Genomic DNA, 17,426 nt, shown 5'->3' on the forward strand with positions numbered 1-17,426 from the left:
AACGCCGAGTCAGGTCCAGCACAGGTGGAGGCAGGCGTCAGCGGGTGGCGGTGCCCTCGGTGTAGTCCGAGTCGTGCGACTTCACCCAGGCCATCAGCTTGCGCAGCTCGCGCCCGGTCTGCTCGATCGGGTGCTGCTCGCCCTTCTTGCGCAGCTCGTTGAACTCCGGCGACCCGTTGTCCATGTCGGTGATGAAGCGCTCGGCGAACGAGCCGTTCCTGATGTCCGCGAGGACCGCCTCCATGTTCGCCTTCACCTCAGGGGTGATCACGCGCGGTCCGGAGACGTAGTCGCCGAACTCCGCGGTGTCCGAGACCGACCAGCGCTGCTTGGCGATGCCGCCCTCGTACATCAGGTCGACGATCAGCTTGAGCTCGTGGAGGCACTCGAAGTAGGCGACCTCGGGCTGGTAGCCGGCCTCGGTGAGGACCTCGAAGCCGTACATGACCAGCTGCGACGCGCCACCGCAGAGCACGGCCTGCTCACCGAACAGGTCGGTCTCGGTCTCCTCGGTGAAGGTGGTCCTGATGCCGCCGGCGCGGAGCCCGCCGATCGCCTTGGCGTAGGACAGCGCGAGGTCCCAGGCCTTGCCCGACTCGTCCTTCTCGACGGCGACGAGCACCGGGACGCCGCGACCGTCGACGTACTCACGCCGGACCAGGTGGCCGGGACCCTTCGGCGCGACCATGAACACGTCCACGCCGGCCGGCGGCGTGATGTAGCCGAAGCGGATGTTGAAGCCGTGGCCGAAGACCAGGGTGTCGCCCGGGGTGAGGGACGGCTCGATCTCCTCGGCGTACAGCTTCCGCTGGTGCTGGTCGGGCGCGAGGATCACGATGACGTCGGCCTCCTCGGCCGCCTCCGCGGGCGTCACGACCCGGAGGCCCTCCGCCTCCGCCTTCGCGCGGCTCTTCGATCCCGGCTGCAGGCCGACGCGGACGTCGACGCCCGAGTCGCGCAGCGACAGCGCGTGGGCGTGGCCCTGGCTGCCGTATCCGATGACCGCCACGTTCTTGCCCTGGATCAGGGACAGGTCGGCGTCGTCGTCGTAGAACATCTCAGCCACGGGGGCTTCTCCTTCTGGTTGGGACTTCAGTACGTCGTCAGCCCCGCTGCGGGCGGGACGGGCTCAGCTTGCCGCCGGCGGAGCCGGCACGGTGACCGGACGCAGGTTGCGCTCGGAGATGGAACGGGAGCCGCGGCCGATCGCGACCATGCCGGACTGCACGAGCTCGCGGATGCCGAAGGGCTCCAGCACGCGCAGCAGGTCTGCGAGCTTGTCGGCGTTGCCCACGGCCTGGATGGTCACGGCGTCGGGTGCGATGTCGACCACCTTGGCGCGGAACAGCTGCACGGCGTCGAGCACGCTGCCGCGAGTGTCGACGTCGGCCTTCACCTTGACCAGCAGCAGCTCACGGTTGACCGAGGCGGGGCCGTCGAGCTCGACGATCTTGATCACCTCGACCAGCTTGTTCAGCTGCTTGGTGACCTGCTCGAGCGGCGAGTCCTCGACGTTCACGACGATCGTCATCCGCGAGACCTCGGGGTGCTCCGTCGGACCCACGGCCAGGGAGTCGATGTTGAAGCCGCGGCGGCTGAACAGGCCCGCGATCCGGGCCAGCACGCCGGGCTTGTTCTCGACCAGCACCGAGAGCGTGTGCCGGGTGTTGATGGGCGTCGTCACGGGCGGAGCTCCAGGTCTGCGTCGTCGTCGAACTTCGGGGCCAGGTCGCGGGCGTACTTGATGTCGTCGTTGCTGGTGCCGGCGGCGACCATCGGCCACACCATCGCGTCGCGGTGCACGCGGAAGTCCACCACCACCGGGACGTCGTTGATCTCCATCGCCTTGGTGATGGTGGCGTCCACGTCCTCCGGGCTCTCACACGCGAGGCCCACGCAGCCGTAGGCGTCGGCGAGCTTGACGAAGTCCGGGATCCGCTTCGAGTGCAGGTCGGTGTTGGAGTACCGCTCGTTGTAGAACAGCGTCTGCCACTGGCGGACCATGCCGAGCGACTCGTTGTTGATGATCGCGACCTTGATCGGGATGTCGTTGATCGCGCAGGTGGCGAGCTCCTGGTTGGTCATCTGGAAGCAGCCGTCCCCGTCGATCGCCCACACCGTGGCGTCGGGGCGGCCGACCTTCGCGCCCATCGCCGCCGGGACGGCGTAGCCCATGGTGCCGAGGCCACCGGAGTTGATCCAGGTGTTCGGGTGCTCGTAGCCGACGAAGTGGGCCGCCCACATCTGGTGCTGGCCGACGCCCGCGGCGTACACCGCCTCGGGGCCGACGATCGCCCCGAGTCGCTCGAGGACGTACTGCGGTGCGAGCTCGCCCTTCGGCGCGTCGTACCCGAGCGGGTACTTCTTCTTCACCCCCGCCAGGAACTCCACCCACGCCTCGTAGTCGCCGGTGTGCCCGGCGTCCGCCTCGGCCTTGAGCGCCACGACGAGGTCGCTGATCACCTCGCGGCAGTCGCCGACGATCGGGACGTCGACGACGCGGTTCTTCCCGATCTCCGCGGGGTCGATGTCGGCATGGATGACACGGGCGTTCGGCGCGAACGTGTCGAGGTTGCCGGTCACGCGGTCGTCGAAGCGCGCGCCGAGGCTGATGATCAGGTCGCTGCGCTGCAGGCCCGCCACCGCGGCCACGGTGCCGTGCATGCCGGGCATGCCGAGGTGCTGCGGGTGGCTGTCGGGGAAGGCGCCGCGCGCCATCAGCGTGGTCACCACCGGCATGCCGGTCAGCTCCGCGAGCACCCTGAGCTCGCGCGCCGCGCCGGCGCGGATGCAGCCGCCGCCGACGTACAGGACCGGCCGACGGGACTCCAGGATGAGCTTCGCCGCCTCCCGGATCTGCTTCGAGTGCGGCCTGGTCACCGGGCGGTAGCCGGGCAGGTTCAGCTCGGTCGGCCAGTCGAAGGTCGTCGCCGCCTGGAGCGCGGACTTGGCCACGTCGACGAGCACCGGGCCGGGGCGTCCGGTCGAGGCGATGTAGAACGCCTCCGCGATGGTGCGCGGGATCTCGGCCGGGTCGGTGACCAGGAAGTTGTGCTTGGTGATCGGCATCGTGATGCCGCGGATGTCGGCCTCCTGGAACGCGTCCGTGCCGATCGACGCGGCGCCGACCTGGCCGGTCACCGCCACGATCGGGACCGAGTCCATGTGTGCGTCCGCGAGCGGCGTGACGAGGTTGGTGGCGCCGGGGCCGCTGGTTGCCATGCACACCCCGACCCGGCCCGTGGCGGCGGCGTACCCCTGCGCGGCGTGGCCCGCGCCCTGCTCGTGACGGACCAGGATGTGCCGGATCGAGGAGTCCATCAGCGGGTCGTACGCCGGGAGGATGGCGCCACCCGGGATCCCGAAGATGTCGGTGGTCCCGGCTGCTTCCAGCGACCTGATCAGGCTCTGCGCGCCCGTCATGTGCTCGCTCATCACTGTGTCCTGTCTCGTCCGTGCCTGCCCAACAAAAAACCCCTCGGCCCTGGTGGGCGGCGAGGGGTGACGTGCGCGCTGAGTCGGTGTCCGGTCAGCTCACACGTCGCGTGCGTACAAGAATGTCCTGGGGCATGACGCCACCGTAGCCGCCCGGGCCTCCCGCCCGCATCCGAGTGTGGCAGGCGTCCCACCATCCGGGACGGCGGTCTCAGTCCGTGTCAGTCGAACGAGCCGGGTTCGCGCCCGTCGGCCGTGCAGACGCAGACCTTGTTGCCGTGGACGTCCGCGAGCACCCAGAACGCCGGAGCGTGCTCGTCGGTGACCAGCGTGCCGCCGGCGGCGACGGCCGCCTCGACCCGCTCCTCGGCGACGTCGCGGGGCACCACGATGTCGAGGTGGAAGCGCTGCTGGACCTCACCCGTGGCATCCGGAGCCTCCTGGAACCACAGCGCGTTGTTGCGGCCGGCCGGGTCCTCGACCTGGTGGTAGGGCTCGTCGTCGTACCCGAGGACCGTCGCCCAGAACGGCTTGACCACGTCGCCATCCGGGACGTCGAGGGCGAGCTCGAGCGTCGAGACCTCCCGCGGCGCCGCCTCGACGCCGAGCTCGGCGGCGATGTCGGAGATCCGGCGGGCCAGGGCGATGTCGCGGCTGGTGACCCCGTGCACGTCGTGGCTGTGCAGGTCGACGTCGACCTGGGGGTAGGTGAGCACCACGTCGGGGTGGTGGTTCGCCTCCTCGGCAGCCTCGGTGATGCGCGTGACCAGCTCGAGCCCCTTCACGAAGCTGCCGGTCCGGAAGCGGGCGTGCAGCTTCATGAGGAAGAACCGCCAGTCGGCGAGGTCCTCGGCCTGCACCTGGGGGTAGCGGAGCACCTGCTTCGGGTCCGGCTGGGTCATGGCAGTACCACCTGTCCGATCGGTCCGGGGTTGAAGGCGACCTCCCAGCGGTACCCGTCCGGGTCGCCGAAGTAGCCGGTGTAGCCGCCCCACTCGCGATCGACCGCGGCGTGGACCGGCTCCGCGCCGGCCGCCCGTGCGGTCTCGAGCGCGGCGTCCACGTCCTCGCGGGTGGGGACGTTGTGCGCGAGGGTGAGCGGCGCGACGCCGTCCCCGCGGACGATCGTGCCGACCTCGGCCTCGAAGGCGGTGTCCTGCCAGAGCGAGAGGACGACGTGCTCGCCGACCTGGATCATCAGCACGTCGCCGGGGACGTCGAGCGACGCGCCCCAGCCGAGTCCGTCGACGTAGAACGCGCGGGTGGCGTCGAGGTCGCGGACGGCGAGCGTGACGAAGCTGATCCGTTGGTCCACGTCCTTCACCTTGGCACAGCCACGTGGGCCGGGCCCGGATCCACCCGGGGGACGTAGTCTCGGAGGATGACCCAGCGCGCCGGCATCGACCAGTCCGTCCCGCCGAGTGGCAGCGGGTGCGCGGAGTGCGAGGCCACCGGTGGCTGGTGGGTGCACCTGCGGCGCTGTGCGCAGTGCGGCCACGTCGGCTGCTGCGACACCTCGCCGATGCAGCACGCCACCGCGCACTTCCGCGAGACCGGCCACCCGGTGATCCGGAGCTTCGAGCCGGGCGAGGAGTGGTTCTGGGACTACACCACCGAGTCCGGGTTCGCCGGCCCCGGGCTGGCGCCGCCGGAGTGCCACCCCGAGGACCAGACGGTGCCCGGGCCCGCCGACCGGGTGCCCGGGGACTGGCGCGACAAGATCCACTAGGACTGACCGGCGGATGACAGCGGCGCCGGCCGGGCGGACACTGCGAGACGTCCGATGGTCGTCCGTCTCCCGAGGAGTCCGCCATGTCCGCTGTCGTCGTCCCACGCCGCCGCGTGCTCGTCCTGGTCCCGCTGCTGCTCGTCTCGCTGCTCACGTGGTGGGCCACCCGCGCCGACTCCGAGGCGAGTCCACCGGCCGCCCGTGCAGCGAGCACCGCGCAGGCGGGGAAGATCGCGTTCGCGTCGCTCCCCGGCGGCGTCCAGGCCACGCTCCCGGTCCTGTCCTTCCGGGCCGGGGGTGTCAACACGTCGGCGCCGGCCGGGAGCGGCGGTGGCACCGGCAAGTTCGTGCCCGACGACCCGACGGTGGTCGTCGACGCGAACGACGTCGACCCCCTGCTGCTGCGCGCGGTCACGACCGGCGTCCACATCGCGCAGGCCACCGTGACCCTCTACCGCCCGGGCACGACGAAGAAGCAGGAGGTCTGGCAGCTCGCGGACGTGACGATCAGCCAGCTGCGCACCGCGCAGTCGGGCTCGACGAAGCCGCCGCGGCTCACCCTCGGCCTGCACTACACGCGGGTCGCCGTGACCTCGTTCGCCGCCGGCGGCACCGCCGCCGGGACCTACTGCTTCGACCTGGCCACCAGCACGTCCTGCTGAGAGGCGGCTCCGGCCGCGATGGTCCCTGGATCGGCGTCAGCCGGCGTGGAGGTGGGGGCGCCTGGCCCGGTCGGGTTCGGCCCGGCGCAGCACCTCGCGGGTGATGGGGGCGACCTCACCGGCGCCGAACAGGAGGAACCGGACCAGGTGCCCGAACGGGTTGCCCTCCGTCCACTCGAAGTAGATGTGCGGCCGGACGCCGGTGCGGTCACGGATGTCGATCAGCAGCGCGGCGAGCGTGTTCGGCACGGAGGCGCCGGTGACGGTGAGCACCCGGTACTCGTCGTGCATGACCAGGCCGCGGACGTCGATCCGGCTCTCGAAGTCGGAGTAGTCGCCGACGGTCACCTCGACGAGGACGATGTCACCGGCGTTGGGGAGGTCGTGGTCGTCGACGATCTGCTGGATCTTCTCGCGGTACTCCTCGACGTCCCGGGCGTCGGGCTCGTTGGCGACCAACCGGATGGACCGGCGGGCGCAGTCACGGAGGAAGGAGTCAGCCCGTGCGTCGTAGGTGATGTCGGTGGCACGCAGCTCGAACGCTCGCGAGATCCGCGACAGCAGGGACACGAGCACGATGGCGCCGATGAAGCAGGCGGCGATCTTGACGCCGTCGGGGCGTTCGCGGACGTTGTCGAGCGTGGTGTAGGTGAGCACCAGCGCGATCAGGACGAACGCCACGGTCAGGCGGCGCTGGCCCGCCCTGCGCGCGGCGAGCGTGACCGCGACGGCCGCCGAGGTCATCAGGACCAGCACACCGGTGGCGTAGGCACCGCCCTGCGCGTTGACATCGGCATCGAAGACCCAGGTGATCGCGGCGGCGACACCGGTGAGGACGAGGACGAGCGGTCGCACCGCACCGGCCCACTCCGGCGACATGCCGTAGCGGGGCAGGTAGCGCGGGATCAGGTTGAGCATGCCCGCCATCGCCGAGGCGCCGGCGAACCAGAGGATCAGGATCGTCGATGCGTCGTAGACGGTCCCGAAGCCGTCGCCGAGGTAGCGGTGGGCGAGATAGGCCAACGCTCGTCCGTTGGCGGATCCGCCTTCCTGGAACTCCGCAGCGGGGATCAGCAGCGTGGTGACCAGGCTGGAGGCGATCAGGTAGACGCTCATGATGCAGGCCGCCACCGTGAGGAGCTTCCTGGTGTTGCGGATCCGACCGGCCGGATGTGCCGGGTCGTCCACCGCGCCGCCTTCGACGTGGCTCATCACCGCCACACCGGTCTCGAACCCGGACAGGCCCAGGGCCAGCTTGGGGAACAGTGTGAGAGAGACGGCCACCATGACCGCGAGGTTCCCGTGTTCGGCGGTGAGCGCGCCTGTCCAGTCGGTGACCCGGTGGCCCGCCGACACCACGTGGCCGGCCGCTACCCCGATCACGACGGCGTTGAGCACGAGGTAGGTCACGACGAGCGCGACCGCCACGCCGATGGCCTCGGTGAAGCCCTTGAGGAACACCGCGCCGAGCAGGGCCACGAGGCCGAGGGTGATCCACAGCTCCTGACCGTGCAGGACGCTCGGCACATGCGGGTTCTCCACGACGTGAGCGCTGGCGTCGGCGGCCGAGAGCGTGATCGTGATGACGAAGTCCGTGAGCGCGAAGCCGAGCAGCGCCAGCACGAAGAGCTTGCCGCGCCAGAAGGGCAGCAGCCGTTCGAGCATCGCGATCGACCCCTGGCCGTGCGGACTCTCGGCGGCCACCCGTCGGTAGACCGGCAGGGCTCCGAACAGGGTGAGCAGCACGAGGATGACCGTCGCCAGCGGGCTGAGGAGACCCGCAGCGAGGAACGCGATGCCGGGCTGGTAGCCGAGGGTCGAGAAGTAGTCGACACCGGTCAGGCACATCACCTTCCACCAGCGGTGCGGCTCCTCGCCGGAGTGCTCGACCGCATGTGGCCCGGCGTGCCGGGCGGCGACGTCGGGCCGGTAGAAGAGCCACCGGCGGAAGCGGACACCGGGCTGCTCGCGCAGCGGGAGATCGAGACTCACGCCGTCAATCCAACTCGCCGTCGACCGGGATCGGACGGGGCCTAACAGACCCCTAACACCGGGTCCTTCGCGCGTCAGGATCCCGCACGGATCGGGGACGACGTCGTCAGGATCCTGTCAGGACGACGACGTTCCCGGACGCCGTGGACTTGACTGCACGACATGGCTCAACGCGTCATGACCGACGAGGTCGGCGTCCGGTTCGGGATGAGCGGCGGGGTGCTGTTCGTCCTGGCGGCGCTCATCGTCGCGAGCGGACTGCGCGGAACGCTCGGCGTCGTCGTGCTGTTCCTGGCCACGACCGTGCTCGCGACGGCACTGGACACGCGGCACTCACTGCTGCTGGGCCTGGCCGGCTGGGCGTTCGCCACCGGCTTCGCCGTCAACACGGCGGGCGTGCTCACCCTGGCGCAGCTCGACCTGCTCCGCCTGGTCGTCTTCGTCGTCGCCGCCCTGGCCACCAGCCGACGCGGCACACTGGGGTGAACGCCGTCGAACCCATCCCGCCCGGGAGCACGGCCCGACGCCGGTCCACCGGCGCCGACAGGACCGGAGGTGCGATGGGTCGGAGCAGTCTCAGCCCGAGGCGACGCGCCTACGGCTACCTCTCGGCCGTCGCCGGGAGTGCACTCCTGGTCGCGGTGCTGGTCCCCGTGGGCAGCCACGTCGACATCGCGAGCGCGGCCATGCTGTTCCTGCTGCTGGTCGTCACCACCGCCATCGTCGGCGGTATCGGTCCGGCACTGCTCGCCGGCGCCCTCGGAGCGGCCCTCGTGAACTTCTTCTTCACCGAGCCGCTCCACACCTTCCGGATCCACGAGGCCGGCGATGTCGTGGCGCTGGTGGTCTTCGCGATGGTGGCCGTGATGGTCAGCTGGGTCGTCGACCTCGCCGCCCGCCGGGCAGCGGCGGTGCGAGAGGCTGCGGAGCTCGAGGCGGGGAACCGGTTGCGCACCGCTCTCCTGGCGGCGGTCGGCCATGACCTGCGGACGCCGCTGGCCACCGTGAAGGCCGTCGTCTCCGGGCTGCGCAGCCGTGAGGTGACCCTGACCGAGGAGGACCGCAGGGAGCTGCTCGAGACCGCCGACGACGCACTCGACCGACTGGCCGCGCTGGTCGACAACCTGCTCGACCTCAGCCGGCTCCAGGCGGGCGCGATGCCGGTCCGCACCCGGCCGATCCCGCTCGACGACGTCGTCGCGGCGGCGCTCGACGAGCTCGCGGTCGGGTCGGTGGCCGTCTCGATCGACCTGCCCGAGCAGCTTCCCGAGGTCGTGGCGGACCCGGGCCTGCTCGAGCGAGTGGTCGTCAACCTGGTGGCCAACGCCCAGCGCCATGCGCCCGGACCCGTGCTGCTGACCGCCGGGGCCGTCGGAGATCGCGTGGAGCTCCGCGTCGTCGACCGGGGTCCGGGTATCGCGGTTCCCGACCGCGACCGGGTGTTCGTGCCGTTCCAGCGGCTCGGGGACAGCGGCACCAGCGGCCTCGGTCTCGGGATGGCGCTCTCCCGCGGACTGGTCGAGGCCATGGCAGGAAGCCTGACGCTCGCGGAGACGCCCGGCGGCGGGCTGACGCTGGTCATCTCCCTTCCCGCCGCGCCGGCCGTCGTCGCAGAGCGCGGGTGACGCCGTGAGTCGCGTCCTGGTCGTCGACGACGAGCCGCAGATCGTCCGGGCCCTCGCCATCAACCTCCGCGCCCGCGGCTACGAGGTGTCCACCGCCGGCGACGGCGGCGAGGCACTGCTGGTCGCGGCCTCCCACCCGCCCGACGTCGTCATCCTCGACCTGGGACTGCCCGACCTCGACGGGGTCGACGTCATCGCCGGCATCCGCGGCTGGTCGAGCGTGCCGATCCTGGTGCTCTCCGGTCGCAGCGACAGTGTCGACAAGGTCGACGCCCTCGACGCGGGTGCGGACGACTACGTGACCAAGCCGTTCGGGATGGACGAGCTGATGGCGCGGCTGCGGTCCTTGCTCCGCCGCACCACCCCTGCTGAGTCGCAGCCCGTCGTGGAGTTCGGCGACGTGCGGGTGGACCTCGCCGCCACGCGCGTCTCCGTCGGCGGCACCGAGGTCCGGCTCACCCCCACCGAGTGGCACCTGCTCGAGGTCCTCGTGCGCCATCCCGGCAAGCTCCTCAGTCACCGGCAGCTCCTCGCCGAGGTCTGGGGCCCCGGCTACGAGACCGCTCAGGGCAACCTGCGGCTGTACGTCGCCCAGCTCCGCCGCAAGCTCGAGCCCGATCCCTCCCGGCCTCGTTTCCTCCGCACCGAGCCCGGCATGGGCTACCGATTCCAGCCCTGACCGGACGTCCGTCGACGATCAGGCCAGTGTCTGCGTGATCTCGTGCCGGTCGCCGTCGCCGTCGACGACGACGCGGGCGAGCGCGCCGTTCACCAGCGGGAGGTACGGCGCGACGTGCCCGCACTCGACGTCGAGCACGACCGGGATGCCGAGGTCGCCGAGGGCGTCGGCGACCGCCTCGGCCTGGGTGAGGTCCGGCATGTCCGGCGCGTTCGTGCGCCCGATGAGCACGGCCCGGGCGTGGTCGAACCAGCCCGCGTAGCGCAGCGAGTGGAGGGTGCGGGCGATCGTGTAGGCGTTGTCCTCGCAGGCCTCGAGGTAGACGACCAGCCCCTCCGGGCTCGCCTCGCCGAACGCCGCGACGTCGCCGTACGGCGTGGCCGCGATCGGGCCGACCGTCTCGATGCAGCCGCCGATCAGCCGGCCGGAGACGTCGACCGACGACCCGGACAGCACCCGCCAGGTGCCGGGCGAGTCGAGCGTCAACCGCGAGACGTCGGGGTGCGCGACGTAGTCGTCCCAGCCGGTCGAGCGGTACCGGCCCGGGCTCCGCTGCACGAAGGGACCGGGCTGCGAGGCCAGCGTGGTCCAGTGCAGCAGGCCGTCCGGCGGGGAGTACGGCGTGTCCATCAGGTTGCTGCCGTGCAGCGTGGTCCAGCCGAGCCGCAGCGTGATCGGCACCATCAGCGTGGTCAGGTCGCTGTAGCCGACGAACCAGGTCGGCTCGGCACCGGCGAGCGCGGACCAGTCCAGCTGGTCGAGCAGGTCGATCGCCAGCTCCCCGCCCCACGGCGGGACCACGGCCCGGATCGAGGGATCGACCAGCATCTCGGTGAGCTCGGCGGCGCGCTGCTCCTTCGGCGCGGACACCACGCCGGACGTGCCGAGGCACAAGCCACGCACCACGTCGTACCCGCGAGCCTCCAGCGATGAGACGGCGACCTCCAACCTGGCCCGCATCGGCTCCTGCACGCCGCTCGACGGCGCGGTGACGCCGATCCGGTCACCGGGCTCCAGCGGTCGCGGACTCCGGGTCGGGGGCATGCCTCAGGCTGTCAGGTCCGCCAGCACCCCGCGAACCATTTCCAGGCCGCGGTCGACCTCCTCGAACGACGTCGACAACGGCGACAGCCCGATCCGCAGGCCTCCCGGGTCGCGGTAGTCCGGGATCACGTCGCGCTCCCACAGCGCGGCGGTCACCTCGCGCATCAGCGGGTGGTTCAGCGTCACGTGCCCACCCCGCCGGGCCGGGTCGCGGGGCGAGGCCACCTCCACCCCCGCGGCAGCGAGCGTCCCGTCGGCGACCGAGATCGCGTGCTCGGTCAGCGCGACCGACTTCTCCCGGACGGCGGGCATCCCGACCTCGTCGATCAGCGCGAGCATGTCCTGCACCGCGAGCATCCCGACGATCGGGGGCGTCCCGGAGAGGAACCGCCGGATCCCGCTCGCCGGCGCGTACGCCGGGCCCATGAGGAACGGGTCGACCGCGCCCATCCAGCCCTGGATCGGCTGGACCAGGTCGTCGAGGTGCCGCGTGGCCACGTAGCAGAACGCCGGCGCGCCGGGCCCGCCGTTCAGGTACTTGTACGTGCACCCCACCGCGAGGTCCACGCCCCAGTCGTCGAGCGACAGCGGCACCGACCCCACGGAGTGGCAGAGGTCCCAGAGCACGAGGGCGCCGGCGTCGTGGGCGATCCGGGTCAGCTCCGGGACGTCCGCGAGCCAGGCGGATCGGTACGCGACGTGCGACAGCACCACGAGCGCGGTGTCCGGTCCGACGGCGTCCGAGAGCAGGTCCGCCGTCACGCCGGCGCTGGTGTCGACGTCGATCCAGCGCAGCGTCAGGCCACACTCGGCGGCGATCCCGGCCGCGACGTAGCGGTCGGTCGGGAAGTTGTCGCGGTCGATCACGATCTCGGTGCGCCCCGGGCGGGCCGCGACCGCGGCCCGCATCAGCTTGTAGAGCAGGACCGTGGTCGAGTCGCCGATCGCGGCCTGGCCCGGGCCGGCCCCGAGCACGACGCGGCCGAGCTCGTCGCCGATCGTGCGCGGCAGGTCGAACCAGCGCTCGTCCCAGCCGCGGATCAGCCGACCGCCCCACTCCTCCTCGACGAACGCCGCGAGGCGGGGTCCGGTGACCTTCAGGGGCCGCCCGAGCGAGTTGCCGTCGAAGTAGACCAGCGAGGACGAGGCGCCGACGAAGCGGTCGCGGTACGACGCGAGCGGGTCCCGGATCACGGGCGCACCGCCGTCAGGTCACGCACGGAGGCGTACCGGGCGCGCACGAACGGCGTCGCCTCCACCTCCGTCTCGACGACGTCGGCGAGCTGCCACGCCGGCGGCTCGGCCGCGCCGGACAGCACCCACGCGGCCTGGCGGGCGGCGCCGCGGGCGACGTACTCCCCCGGCTGCGGCACGGTCACCGGCAGCCCGAGCACCGCGGACGCGATCTCCCGGACCGCCTGAGACCGGGCGGCGCCGCCGACCAGCACCACGCGCTCGACCGGCGTGCCGAGCGCGCGCACGGCGTCGACCGCGTCGGCGAGGCCGCAGAGCATCCCCTCCACGGCGGCGCGCGCGAGGTACGGCGGGTTCGCGGTCTCGAGGCGCAGCCCGTGGATCGCCCCGGTGGCGTCGGGCTTGTTCGGCGTGCGCTCGCCCTCGAGGTACGGCACCAGGGCCATGCCGCCGGCACCGGCCGGCGCGGAGAGCGCCAGGTCAGAGAGCCCGGCGTGGTCGGTGCCGACCATCCGGGCCGCCGCGTCGAGCACGCGGGCGGCGTTCATGGTGGCGACCAGCGGCAGGAACCGGCCGGTCGCGTCGGCGAAGCCGGCCACCGCGCCGGTGACGTCGCCCACCGGCTTCTCGGCCACGGCGCACGCGACGCCGGAGGTGCCGATCGAGACGATGACGTCGCCGCTGACCGCGCCGAGCCCCAGCGCGGCGGCCGCGTTGTCGCCGGTGCCGGGGCCGAGCGGCTGACCCGCGGGCGTGTGGCCGGCGACCTCCGCCGGGCCGAGCACCCGGGGGACGACCGCGTCGTGGCCCAGGCCCATGGTGAGCAGGTCGCGGCGGTACTCCCCCGTGAGCGGTGACCAGTAGCCGGTACCGCTCGCGTCCCCGCGGTCGGTGGCCAAGGCGTCGAGGCCTGACGCGCCGGCGAGCTTCCACGTCAACCAGTCGTGCGGCAGGCAGACCGCCGCGACCCGCGCGGCGTTCTCGGGCTCGTGGTCACGCAGCCAGCGCAGCTTGGTGACCGTGAACGACGCCACCGGCACCAGCCCGACCGCGTCCACCCAGGGCCCGGGCCCGCCGAGCTCCTCGATCAGGTCGAGCGCGGCTCGGGCGGAGCGGGTGTCGTTCCAGAGCAGTGCCGGCCGGACCACCTCGCCGTGCTCGTCGAGGCAGACCATGCCGTGCTGCTGGCCGCCGACCGCGATCGCCGCGACGTCGTCGAGCCCCCCGGCCGCCTCGATCGCCTGCTGGAGCGCCGACCACCAGTGGTCGGGGTGCACCTCGGTGCCCTCGGGGTGCGGGGCGGTCCCGATGCGCACCTGCTCCCCCGTATCGGCGTCGCAGACGACGACCTTGCAGGACTGGGTGGAGGAGTCGATCCCGGCGACGAGAGGCATGCGGCGATTCTGGCAGGCTTCCCCCATGCGCGAGCCCGCCGGCCACACCCTCGTCCTCGATCACGGTCCGTACCGGGCCGAGGTCGTCACCGTGGGCGCGGGCCTCCGCACCTTCACGTACGGCGGGCGCGACCTGGTCGCCGGCTACCGGCCCGGTGAGATCTGCCCCGACTACCGGGGCTGGGTGCTCCAGCCCTGGCCGAACCGGGTGGGTCACGGCCGCTACGACTTCGGAGGGTCCACCCACCAGCTCCCCCTCACCGAGCCGGAGAACGGCAACGCCCTGCACGGCCTGGCCGGTTGGGTCGACTGGCGGGTCGCGCACCACGACGACACGAGCGCGACGCTCCGGCACGAGCTGGTGCCGCAGGCGGGCTACCCGTTCGCGCTCGACCTCGAGGCGGCGTACCGGCTGGACGGCCACGGCCTGCACGTGGCGATCGCGGCCACGAACGCCGGCTCGGCGCCCGCGCCGTACGGCGCCGGGCACCATCCGTACTTCACGCTCGACCGTCCCGCCGACGACCTCGAGCTCGTGCTCCCGGCGACCACGTGGTGCGCGATGGACGAGCGCGGCCTGCCCTCGCCGGCGCAGCCGGTGGAGGGCTCGGCGTACGACTTCCGCGAGTCCCGCCCGATCGGCGACCTGGTCGTGGACCATCCCTTCGGCGGTCTCACGGGCGACACCGCGACGCTGCGCCACGGGGACCGGGCCATCAGCGTGACGCTCGGCGAGGGCTGCGCGTGGCTGCACGTCTTCACCTGCGACACCCACGACCCGGCGCGGCGGGCGGTGGCGATCGAGCCGATGAGCTGCCCGCCGGACGCGTTCCGCACCGGCACCGACCTGGTCGTGCTCGAGCCGGGCGCCACGCACCGGCTGGCGTTCACGATCACTGGAAGCTGACGAGCCGCACCGTCGGCCGGAGCGCGTGCACGGCGGGCGCGCCCATCCGATCGACGTCCTCGTCGTAGAAGAGCTTGAACCCCATCGTGAACTGCCGTGGCCGGCCGACCGCGTGGTACGTCGCGAGCTTCTGCCGGCGGGTGCCGAAGCCGTCGACGTGCTGGACCATCGCCAGGCCCCTGCGGCGGACGACGTCCTCGATGTGCTCGACCATGTCGACCCGGAACTGGTGCAGCACGAACAGCTTCTGGGGAAGGCCCTCCTCCCGGGTGAGGTGCGAGAGCCACTTCGAGGTCCGGTTCACCTCCGGTGCGCCGACCTGCCCGACCGTGCGGGCGGGGACCTGGTGCGGCGCCATCCGCCACTCCGGGTCGAGCGCGAGGCCGACCCACGGGTCCCGCAGGGCCCAGCCCCAGCGCTTCGCGACCTCGAGGAACCCGCTCCGGCCGGGCTGCAGGTCGAGCAGCAGCAGGGCATGGTTGCGGTGGGCCGCGCGGAGATAGGTCTCGACCACCGCTCGCGGGATGTCGTGGCTGTAGGAACCGTCCGCGCCGGCGCTGCCGTCGGCGATGGTGACGATCAGCTCGTACACGTGACGCAGCGGGCGGCCCGTCCCCGCGAACGGCGCCGCGGCGTGGTGCAGCCGCGCGTCCATGGTGTCGGGATCGCTCTCGCCCAGCACTCCCATCGCCGCGGTCTGGCCGGTGCCGTAGTAGGCGACGAGGAAGTGGTTGCCGCCGAACACCCTGGTGCCCCCGTCGGGCAGCGGGACCGGGCGGCCGCCGGGCCGCGGGTCGGGCTCCGGGTCGGGCTGCGCCGCCCCTGCCGAGGGGGCGGACCCCCGAACGGCGTCCTCGAGCTGCACGACCTCGACCGGACGCGCCGAGCCGGCGCCGCCGTCGGATCCGTCGACGCCCCAGGCGACGACGATCAGCGCGACGATCGCCAGGAGCACGAGGAACAGCACCGGGCCGCGGTTGTCCGGCTGCTGGGTCATCTGGACGACGACACCGTCAGCTGGTGATCGCGCCGTGCGCCGCGGACTGCACGATCTTGGCGTACTTGCCGAGCACGCCGCGGGTGTACTTCGGGGGCAGCGGCTCCCAGCCGACCTGCCGCTCCGCCCACTCGTCCTCGGCGCCCATCTCGACCTCGAGCAGCCGGTTGGCGACGTCGAGGGTGATCGTGTCGCCGTCGCGGACGAACGCGATCGGGCCGCCGTCCACGGCCTCGGGCGCGATGTGTCCGACGCAGAGGCCCGTCGTACCACCGGAGAAGCGGCCGTCGGTGATCAGCAGGACGTCCTTGCCGAGCCCGGCGCCCTTGATCGCACCGGTGATCGCGAGCATCTCACGCATGCCCGGACCGCCCTTGGGGCCCTCGTAGCGGATCACCACGACGTCGCGGGGCCGGATCTCGCCGCGCTCGAGCGCGTCCATCGCCGCCCGCTCGCCGTCGAAGACCCTCGCGGTGCCGGTGAACACCGACTCGTCGAAGCCCGCGGTCTTCACGACCGCGCCCTCCGGGGCCAGCGAGCCCTTGAGGATCGTCAGCCCGCCCGTCTTGTGGATCGGCCGGTCCAGCCTGCGGATCACGTCGTCGTCCAGGTCCGGCGGCGCCAGGTCGGCGAGGTTCTCCCCCATCGTCCGCCCGGTCACCGTCAGGCAGTCGCCGTGCATGAGACCGGCGTCGAGGAGCGCCTTCATCACGACCGGGATGCCGCCGATCTTGTCGACGTCGTTCATCACGTAGCGGCCGAACGGCTTGAGGTCCGCGAGGTGCGGCACCTTGTCGCCGATCCGGTTGAAGTCGTCGATCGTCAGGTCGACGTCGGCCTCGCGGGCCATCGCCAGCAGGTGCAGGACGGCGTTGGTCGAGCCGCCGAGAGCCATGACGACCGTGATGGCGTTCTCGAACGCCTCCTTGGTCATGATCTGACGGGCCGTGATGCCGTGCCGGAGCAGGTTGACCACGGCCTCGCCGGAGCGGTGCGCGAAGCCGTCGCGACGGCGGTCCACGGCGGGCGGGGCGGCCGAGCCCGGCAGCGACATGCCGATCGCCTCGGCGACCGCGGCCATCGTGTTCGCGGTGTACATGCCGCCGCAGGCGCCCTCGCCCGGGCAGATCGCCCGCTCGATCCGGTCGACCTCCTCGCGGCTGATCTTGCCGGCCAGGCAGGCGCCGACCGCCTCGAAGGCGTCGATGATCGTCACGTCGTTGCCGTCGACCTGGCCGGGCATGATCGAGCCGGCGTACAGGAAGACGCTCGCGAGGTCGAGCCGCGCCGCCGCCATCATCATGCCGGGCAGCGACTTGTCACAGCCGGCCAGCAGGACCGAGCCGTCGAGCCGCTCGGCCATCATCACGGTCTCGACCGAGTCCGCGATCACCTCGCGGGAGACCAGCGAGAAGTGCATGCCCTCGTGGCCCATCGCGATGCCGTCGGACACCGAGATGGTGCCGAACTCCAGCGGGTAGCCGCCGGCCGCGTGCACGCCGTTCTTGACCGCCTTCGCCAGGCGGTCCAGCGACAGGTTGCAGGGGGTGATCTCGTTCCAGCTGGACGCGACCCCGATCTGCGGCTTCGCGAAGTCCTCGTCGCCCATGCCCACCGCGCGCAGCATGCCGCGGGCCGCGGCCCGCTCCAGGCCGTCGGTGACGTCGCGGGAGCGGGGCTTGATGTCGGGGCTGGTCATGGCCACGAGGGTATCGGCGCGGCCTCCGCCCCCGGACCGGAAGGTCACGATGTGACCGCCTGGTCGCGA

17 protein-coding genes are annotated in these 17,426 nt (G+C 72.1%); 6 read left to right on the top strand and 11 right to left on the bottom strand.

Annotated features, from left to right (window positions below; all coding sequences use genetic code 11):
- Positions 1-37: 37 nt before the first annotated feature.
- The 5 genes from ilvC to N538_RS0103965 form a co-directional block, all read right to left on the bottom strand.
- A complete protein-coding gene (gene ilvC, locus N538_RS0103945; protein WP_028636217.1) occupies positions 38-1,066 on the bottom strand; it encodes a ketol-acid reductoisomerase in 1,029 nt (342 codons plus the stop codon).
- Between the two features lie 63 nt (positions 1,067-1,129).
- Positions 1,130-1,684, bottom strand: coding sequence for an acetolactate synthase small subunit (gene ilvN / locus N538_RS0103950; RefSeq protein WP_028636218.1), 555 nt, complete (start codon positions 1,682-1,684; stop codon positions 1,130-1,132).
- Positions 1,681-3,435 carry an acetolactate synthase large subunit gene (locus tag N538_RS0103955; protein ID WP_028636219.1) on the bottom strand — a complete coding sequence of 585 codons (1,755 nt, stop codon included), beginning with the start codon at positions 3,433-3,435 and terminating at the stop codon, positions 1,681-1,683. Before N538_RS0103955 ends, ilvN begins: the two co-directional genes overlap by 4 nt.
- A 221-nt stretch (positions 3,436-3,656) precedes the next feature.
- Positions 3,657-4,337 carry a 4a-hydroxytetrahydrobiopterin dehydratase gene (locus N538_RS0103960; protein WP_036569314.1) on the bottom strand — a complete coding sequence of 227 codons (681 nt, stop codon included), beginning with the start codon at positions 4,335-4,337 and terminating at the stop codon, positions 3,657-3,659.
- Positions 4,334-4,750, bottom strand: coding sequence for a VOC family protein (locus N538_RS0103965; RefSeq protein ID WP_028636221.1), 417 nt, complete (start codon positions 4,748-4,750; stop codon positions 4,334-4,336). Before N538_RS0103965 ends, N538_RS0103960 begins: the two co-directional genes overlap by 4 nt.
- 66 nt (positions 4,751-4,816) lie before the next feature.
- Between N538_RS0103965 and N538_RS0103970 the strand changes: the two genes are divergently transcribed.
- Positions 4,817-5,164, top strand: a complete 348-nt coding sequence (locus tag N538_RS0103970) for a UBP-type zinc finger domain-containing protein (RefSeq protein ID WP_028636222.1) — start codon at positions 4,817-4,819, stop codon at positions 5,162-5,164.
- Between the two features lie 83 nt (positions 5,165-5,247).
- Entirely contained in the window at positions 5,248-5,826 is a 579-nt protein-coding gene (locus N538_RS0103975; RefSeq protein WP_028636223.1) for a type VI secretion system tube protein Hcp, read from the top strand.
- 36 nt (positions 5,827-5,862) lie between these two features.
- Here N538_RS0103975 and N538_RS0103980 read toward each other — a convergent pair whose 3' ends face one another.
- Positions 5,863-7,818: an amino acid transporter gene (locus N538_RS0103980; protein WP_028636224.1), complete on the bottom strand. Its 1,956-nt coding sequence runs from the start codon at positions 7,816-7,818 to the stop codon at positions 5,863-5,865.
- 162 nt (positions 7,819-7,980) lie between these two features.
- Here N538_RS0103980 and N538_RS0103985 point away from each other — a divergent pair, with 162 nt between their 5' ends.
- The 3 genes from N538_RS0103985 to N538_RS0103995 all read left to right on the top strand — a co-directional run bounded on the left by N538_RS0103985 (position 7,981) and on the right by N538_RS0103995 (position 10,122).
- Positions 7,981-8,304 (top strand): hypothetical protein, encoded by a 324-nt coding sequence (locus N538_RS0103985; protein WP_155991951.1) that lies wholly within the window; start codon positions 7,981-7,983, stop codon positions 8,302-8,304.
- 74 nt (positions 8,305-8,378) lie between these two features.
- Positions 8,379-9,443, top strand: coding sequence for a sensor histidine kinase (locus N538_RS0103990; protein ID WP_051548698.1), 1,065 nt, complete (start codon positions 8,379-8,381; stop codon positions 9,441-9,443).
- 4 nt (positions 9,444-9,447) lie between these two features.
- Positions 9,448-10,122: a response regulator gene (locus tag N538_RS0103995; protein ID WP_028636227.1), complete on the top strand. Its 675-nt coding sequence runs from the start codon at positions 9,448-9,450 to the stop codon at positions 10,120-10,122.
- An 18-nt stretch (positions 10,123-10,140) separates the two neighbouring features.
- Here the strand turns inward: N538_RS0103995 and N538_RS0104000 are convergent, their stop codons facing one another.
- Genes N538_RS0104000 through xylB form a run of 3 tightly spaced genes read right to left on the bottom strand, consistent with a single transcriptional unit; the run spans position 10,141 to position 13,754 of the window.
- Entirely contained in the window at positions 10,141-11,166 is a 1,026-nt protein-coding gene (locus N538_RS0104000) for a S66 family peptidase (protein ID WP_028636228.1), read from the bottom strand.
- Positions 11,167-11,169: 3 nt separating this feature from the next.
- The gene (locus tag N538_RS23755) at positions 11,170-12,360 is read right to left on the bottom strand and encodes a kynureninase (protein WP_036569317.1); all 1,191 of its coding nucleotides are present in this window, start codon (positions 12,358-12,360) and stop codon (positions 11,170-11,172) included.
- On the bottom strand, positions 12,357-13,754 hold the full coding sequence (gene xylB / locus N538_RS0104010; protein ID WP_028636229.1) for a xylulokinase: 1,398 nt from the start codon (positions 13,752-13,754) through the stop codon (positions 12,357-12,359). Before xylB ends, N538_RS23755 begins: the two co-directional genes overlap by 4 nt.
- 25 nt (positions 13,755-13,779) lie before the next feature.
- Here xylB and N538_RS0104015 point away from each other — a divergent pair, with 25 nt between their 5' ends.
- A complete protein-coding gene (locus tag N538_RS0104015) occupies positions 13,780-14,661 on the top strand; it encodes an aldose-1-epimerase (RefSeq protein WP_036569319.1) in 882 nt (293 codons plus the stop codon).
- Here N538_RS0104015 and N538_RS23760 read toward each other — a convergent pair.
- Positions 14,648-15,658: a hypothetical protein gene (locus tag N538_RS23760; protein ID WP_051548701.1), complete on the bottom strand. Its 1,011-nt coding sequence runs from the start codon at positions 15,656-15,658 to the stop codon at positions 14,648-14,650. The genes N538_RS0104015 and N538_RS23760 overlap by 14 nt on opposite strands.
- Before the next feature lie 16 nt (positions 15,659-15,674).
- On the bottom strand, positions 15,675-17,357 hold the full coding sequence (gene ilvD, locus N538_RS0104025; RefSeq protein ID WP_036569464.1) for a dihydroxy-acid dehydratase: 1,683 nt from the start codon (positions 17,355-17,357) through the stop codon (positions 15,675-15,677).
- Between the last annotated feature and the right edge of the window lie 69 nt (positions 17,358-17,426).

It is taken from the genome of Nocardioides sp. URHA0032, assembly GCF_000620645.1.
Lineage (GTDB): Bacteria > Actinomycetota > Actinomycetes > Propionibacteriales > Nocardioidaceae > Nocardioides.

What these genes read in the sequence shown, in the direction of transcription:
- N538_RS0103955 (WP_028636219.1), bottom strand. Translation starts at nt 3,435, where the DNA reads ATGAGCGAGCACATGACGGGCGCGCAGAGCCTGATCAGGTCGCTGGAA.
- N538_RS0103960 (WP_036569314.1), bottom strand. Translation starts at nt 4,337, where the DNA reads ATGACCCAGCCGGACCCGAAGCAGGTGCTCCGCTACCCCCAGGTGCAG.
- N538_RS0103970 (WP_028636222.1), top strand. Translation starts at nt 4,817, where the DNA reads ATGACCCAGCGCGCCGGCATCGACCAGTCCGTCCCGCCGAGTGGCAGC.
- N538_RS0103975 (WP_028636223.1), top strand. Translation starts at nt 5,248, where the DNA reads ATGTCCGCTGTCGTCGTCCCACGCCGCCGCGTGCTCGTCCTGGTCCCG.
- N538_RS0103985 (WP_155991951.1), top strand. Translation starts at nt 7,981, where the DNA reads ATGGCTCAACGCGTCATGACCGACGAGGTCGGCGTCCGGTTCGGGATG.
- N538_RS0103990 (WP_051548698.1), top strand. Translation starts at nt 8,379, where the DNA reads ATGGGTCGGAGCAGTCTCAGCCCGAGGCGACGCGCCTACGGCTACCTC.
- N538_RS0104000 (WP_028636228.1), bottom strand. Translation starts at nt 11,166, where the DNA reads ATGCCCCCGACCCGGAGTCCGCGACCGCTGGAGCCCGGTGACCGGATC.
- xylB (WP_028636229.1), bottom strand. Translation starts at nt 13,754, where the DNA reads ATGCCTCTCGTCGCCGGGATCGACTCCTCCACCCAGTCCTGCAAGGTC.
- N538_RS0104015 (WP_036569319.1), top strand. Translation starts at nt 13,780, where the DNA reads ATGCGCGAGCCCGCCGGCCACACCCTCGTCCTCGATCACGGTCCGTAC.
- N538_RS23760 (WP_051548701.1), bottom strand. Translation starts at nt 15,658, where the DNA reads ATGACCCAGCAGCCGGACAACCGCGGCCCGGTGCTGTTCCTCGTGCTC.
- ilvD (WP_036569464.1), bottom strand. Translation starts at nt 17,357, where the DNA reads ATGACCAGCCCCGACATCAAGCCCCGCTCCCGCGACGTCACCGACGGC.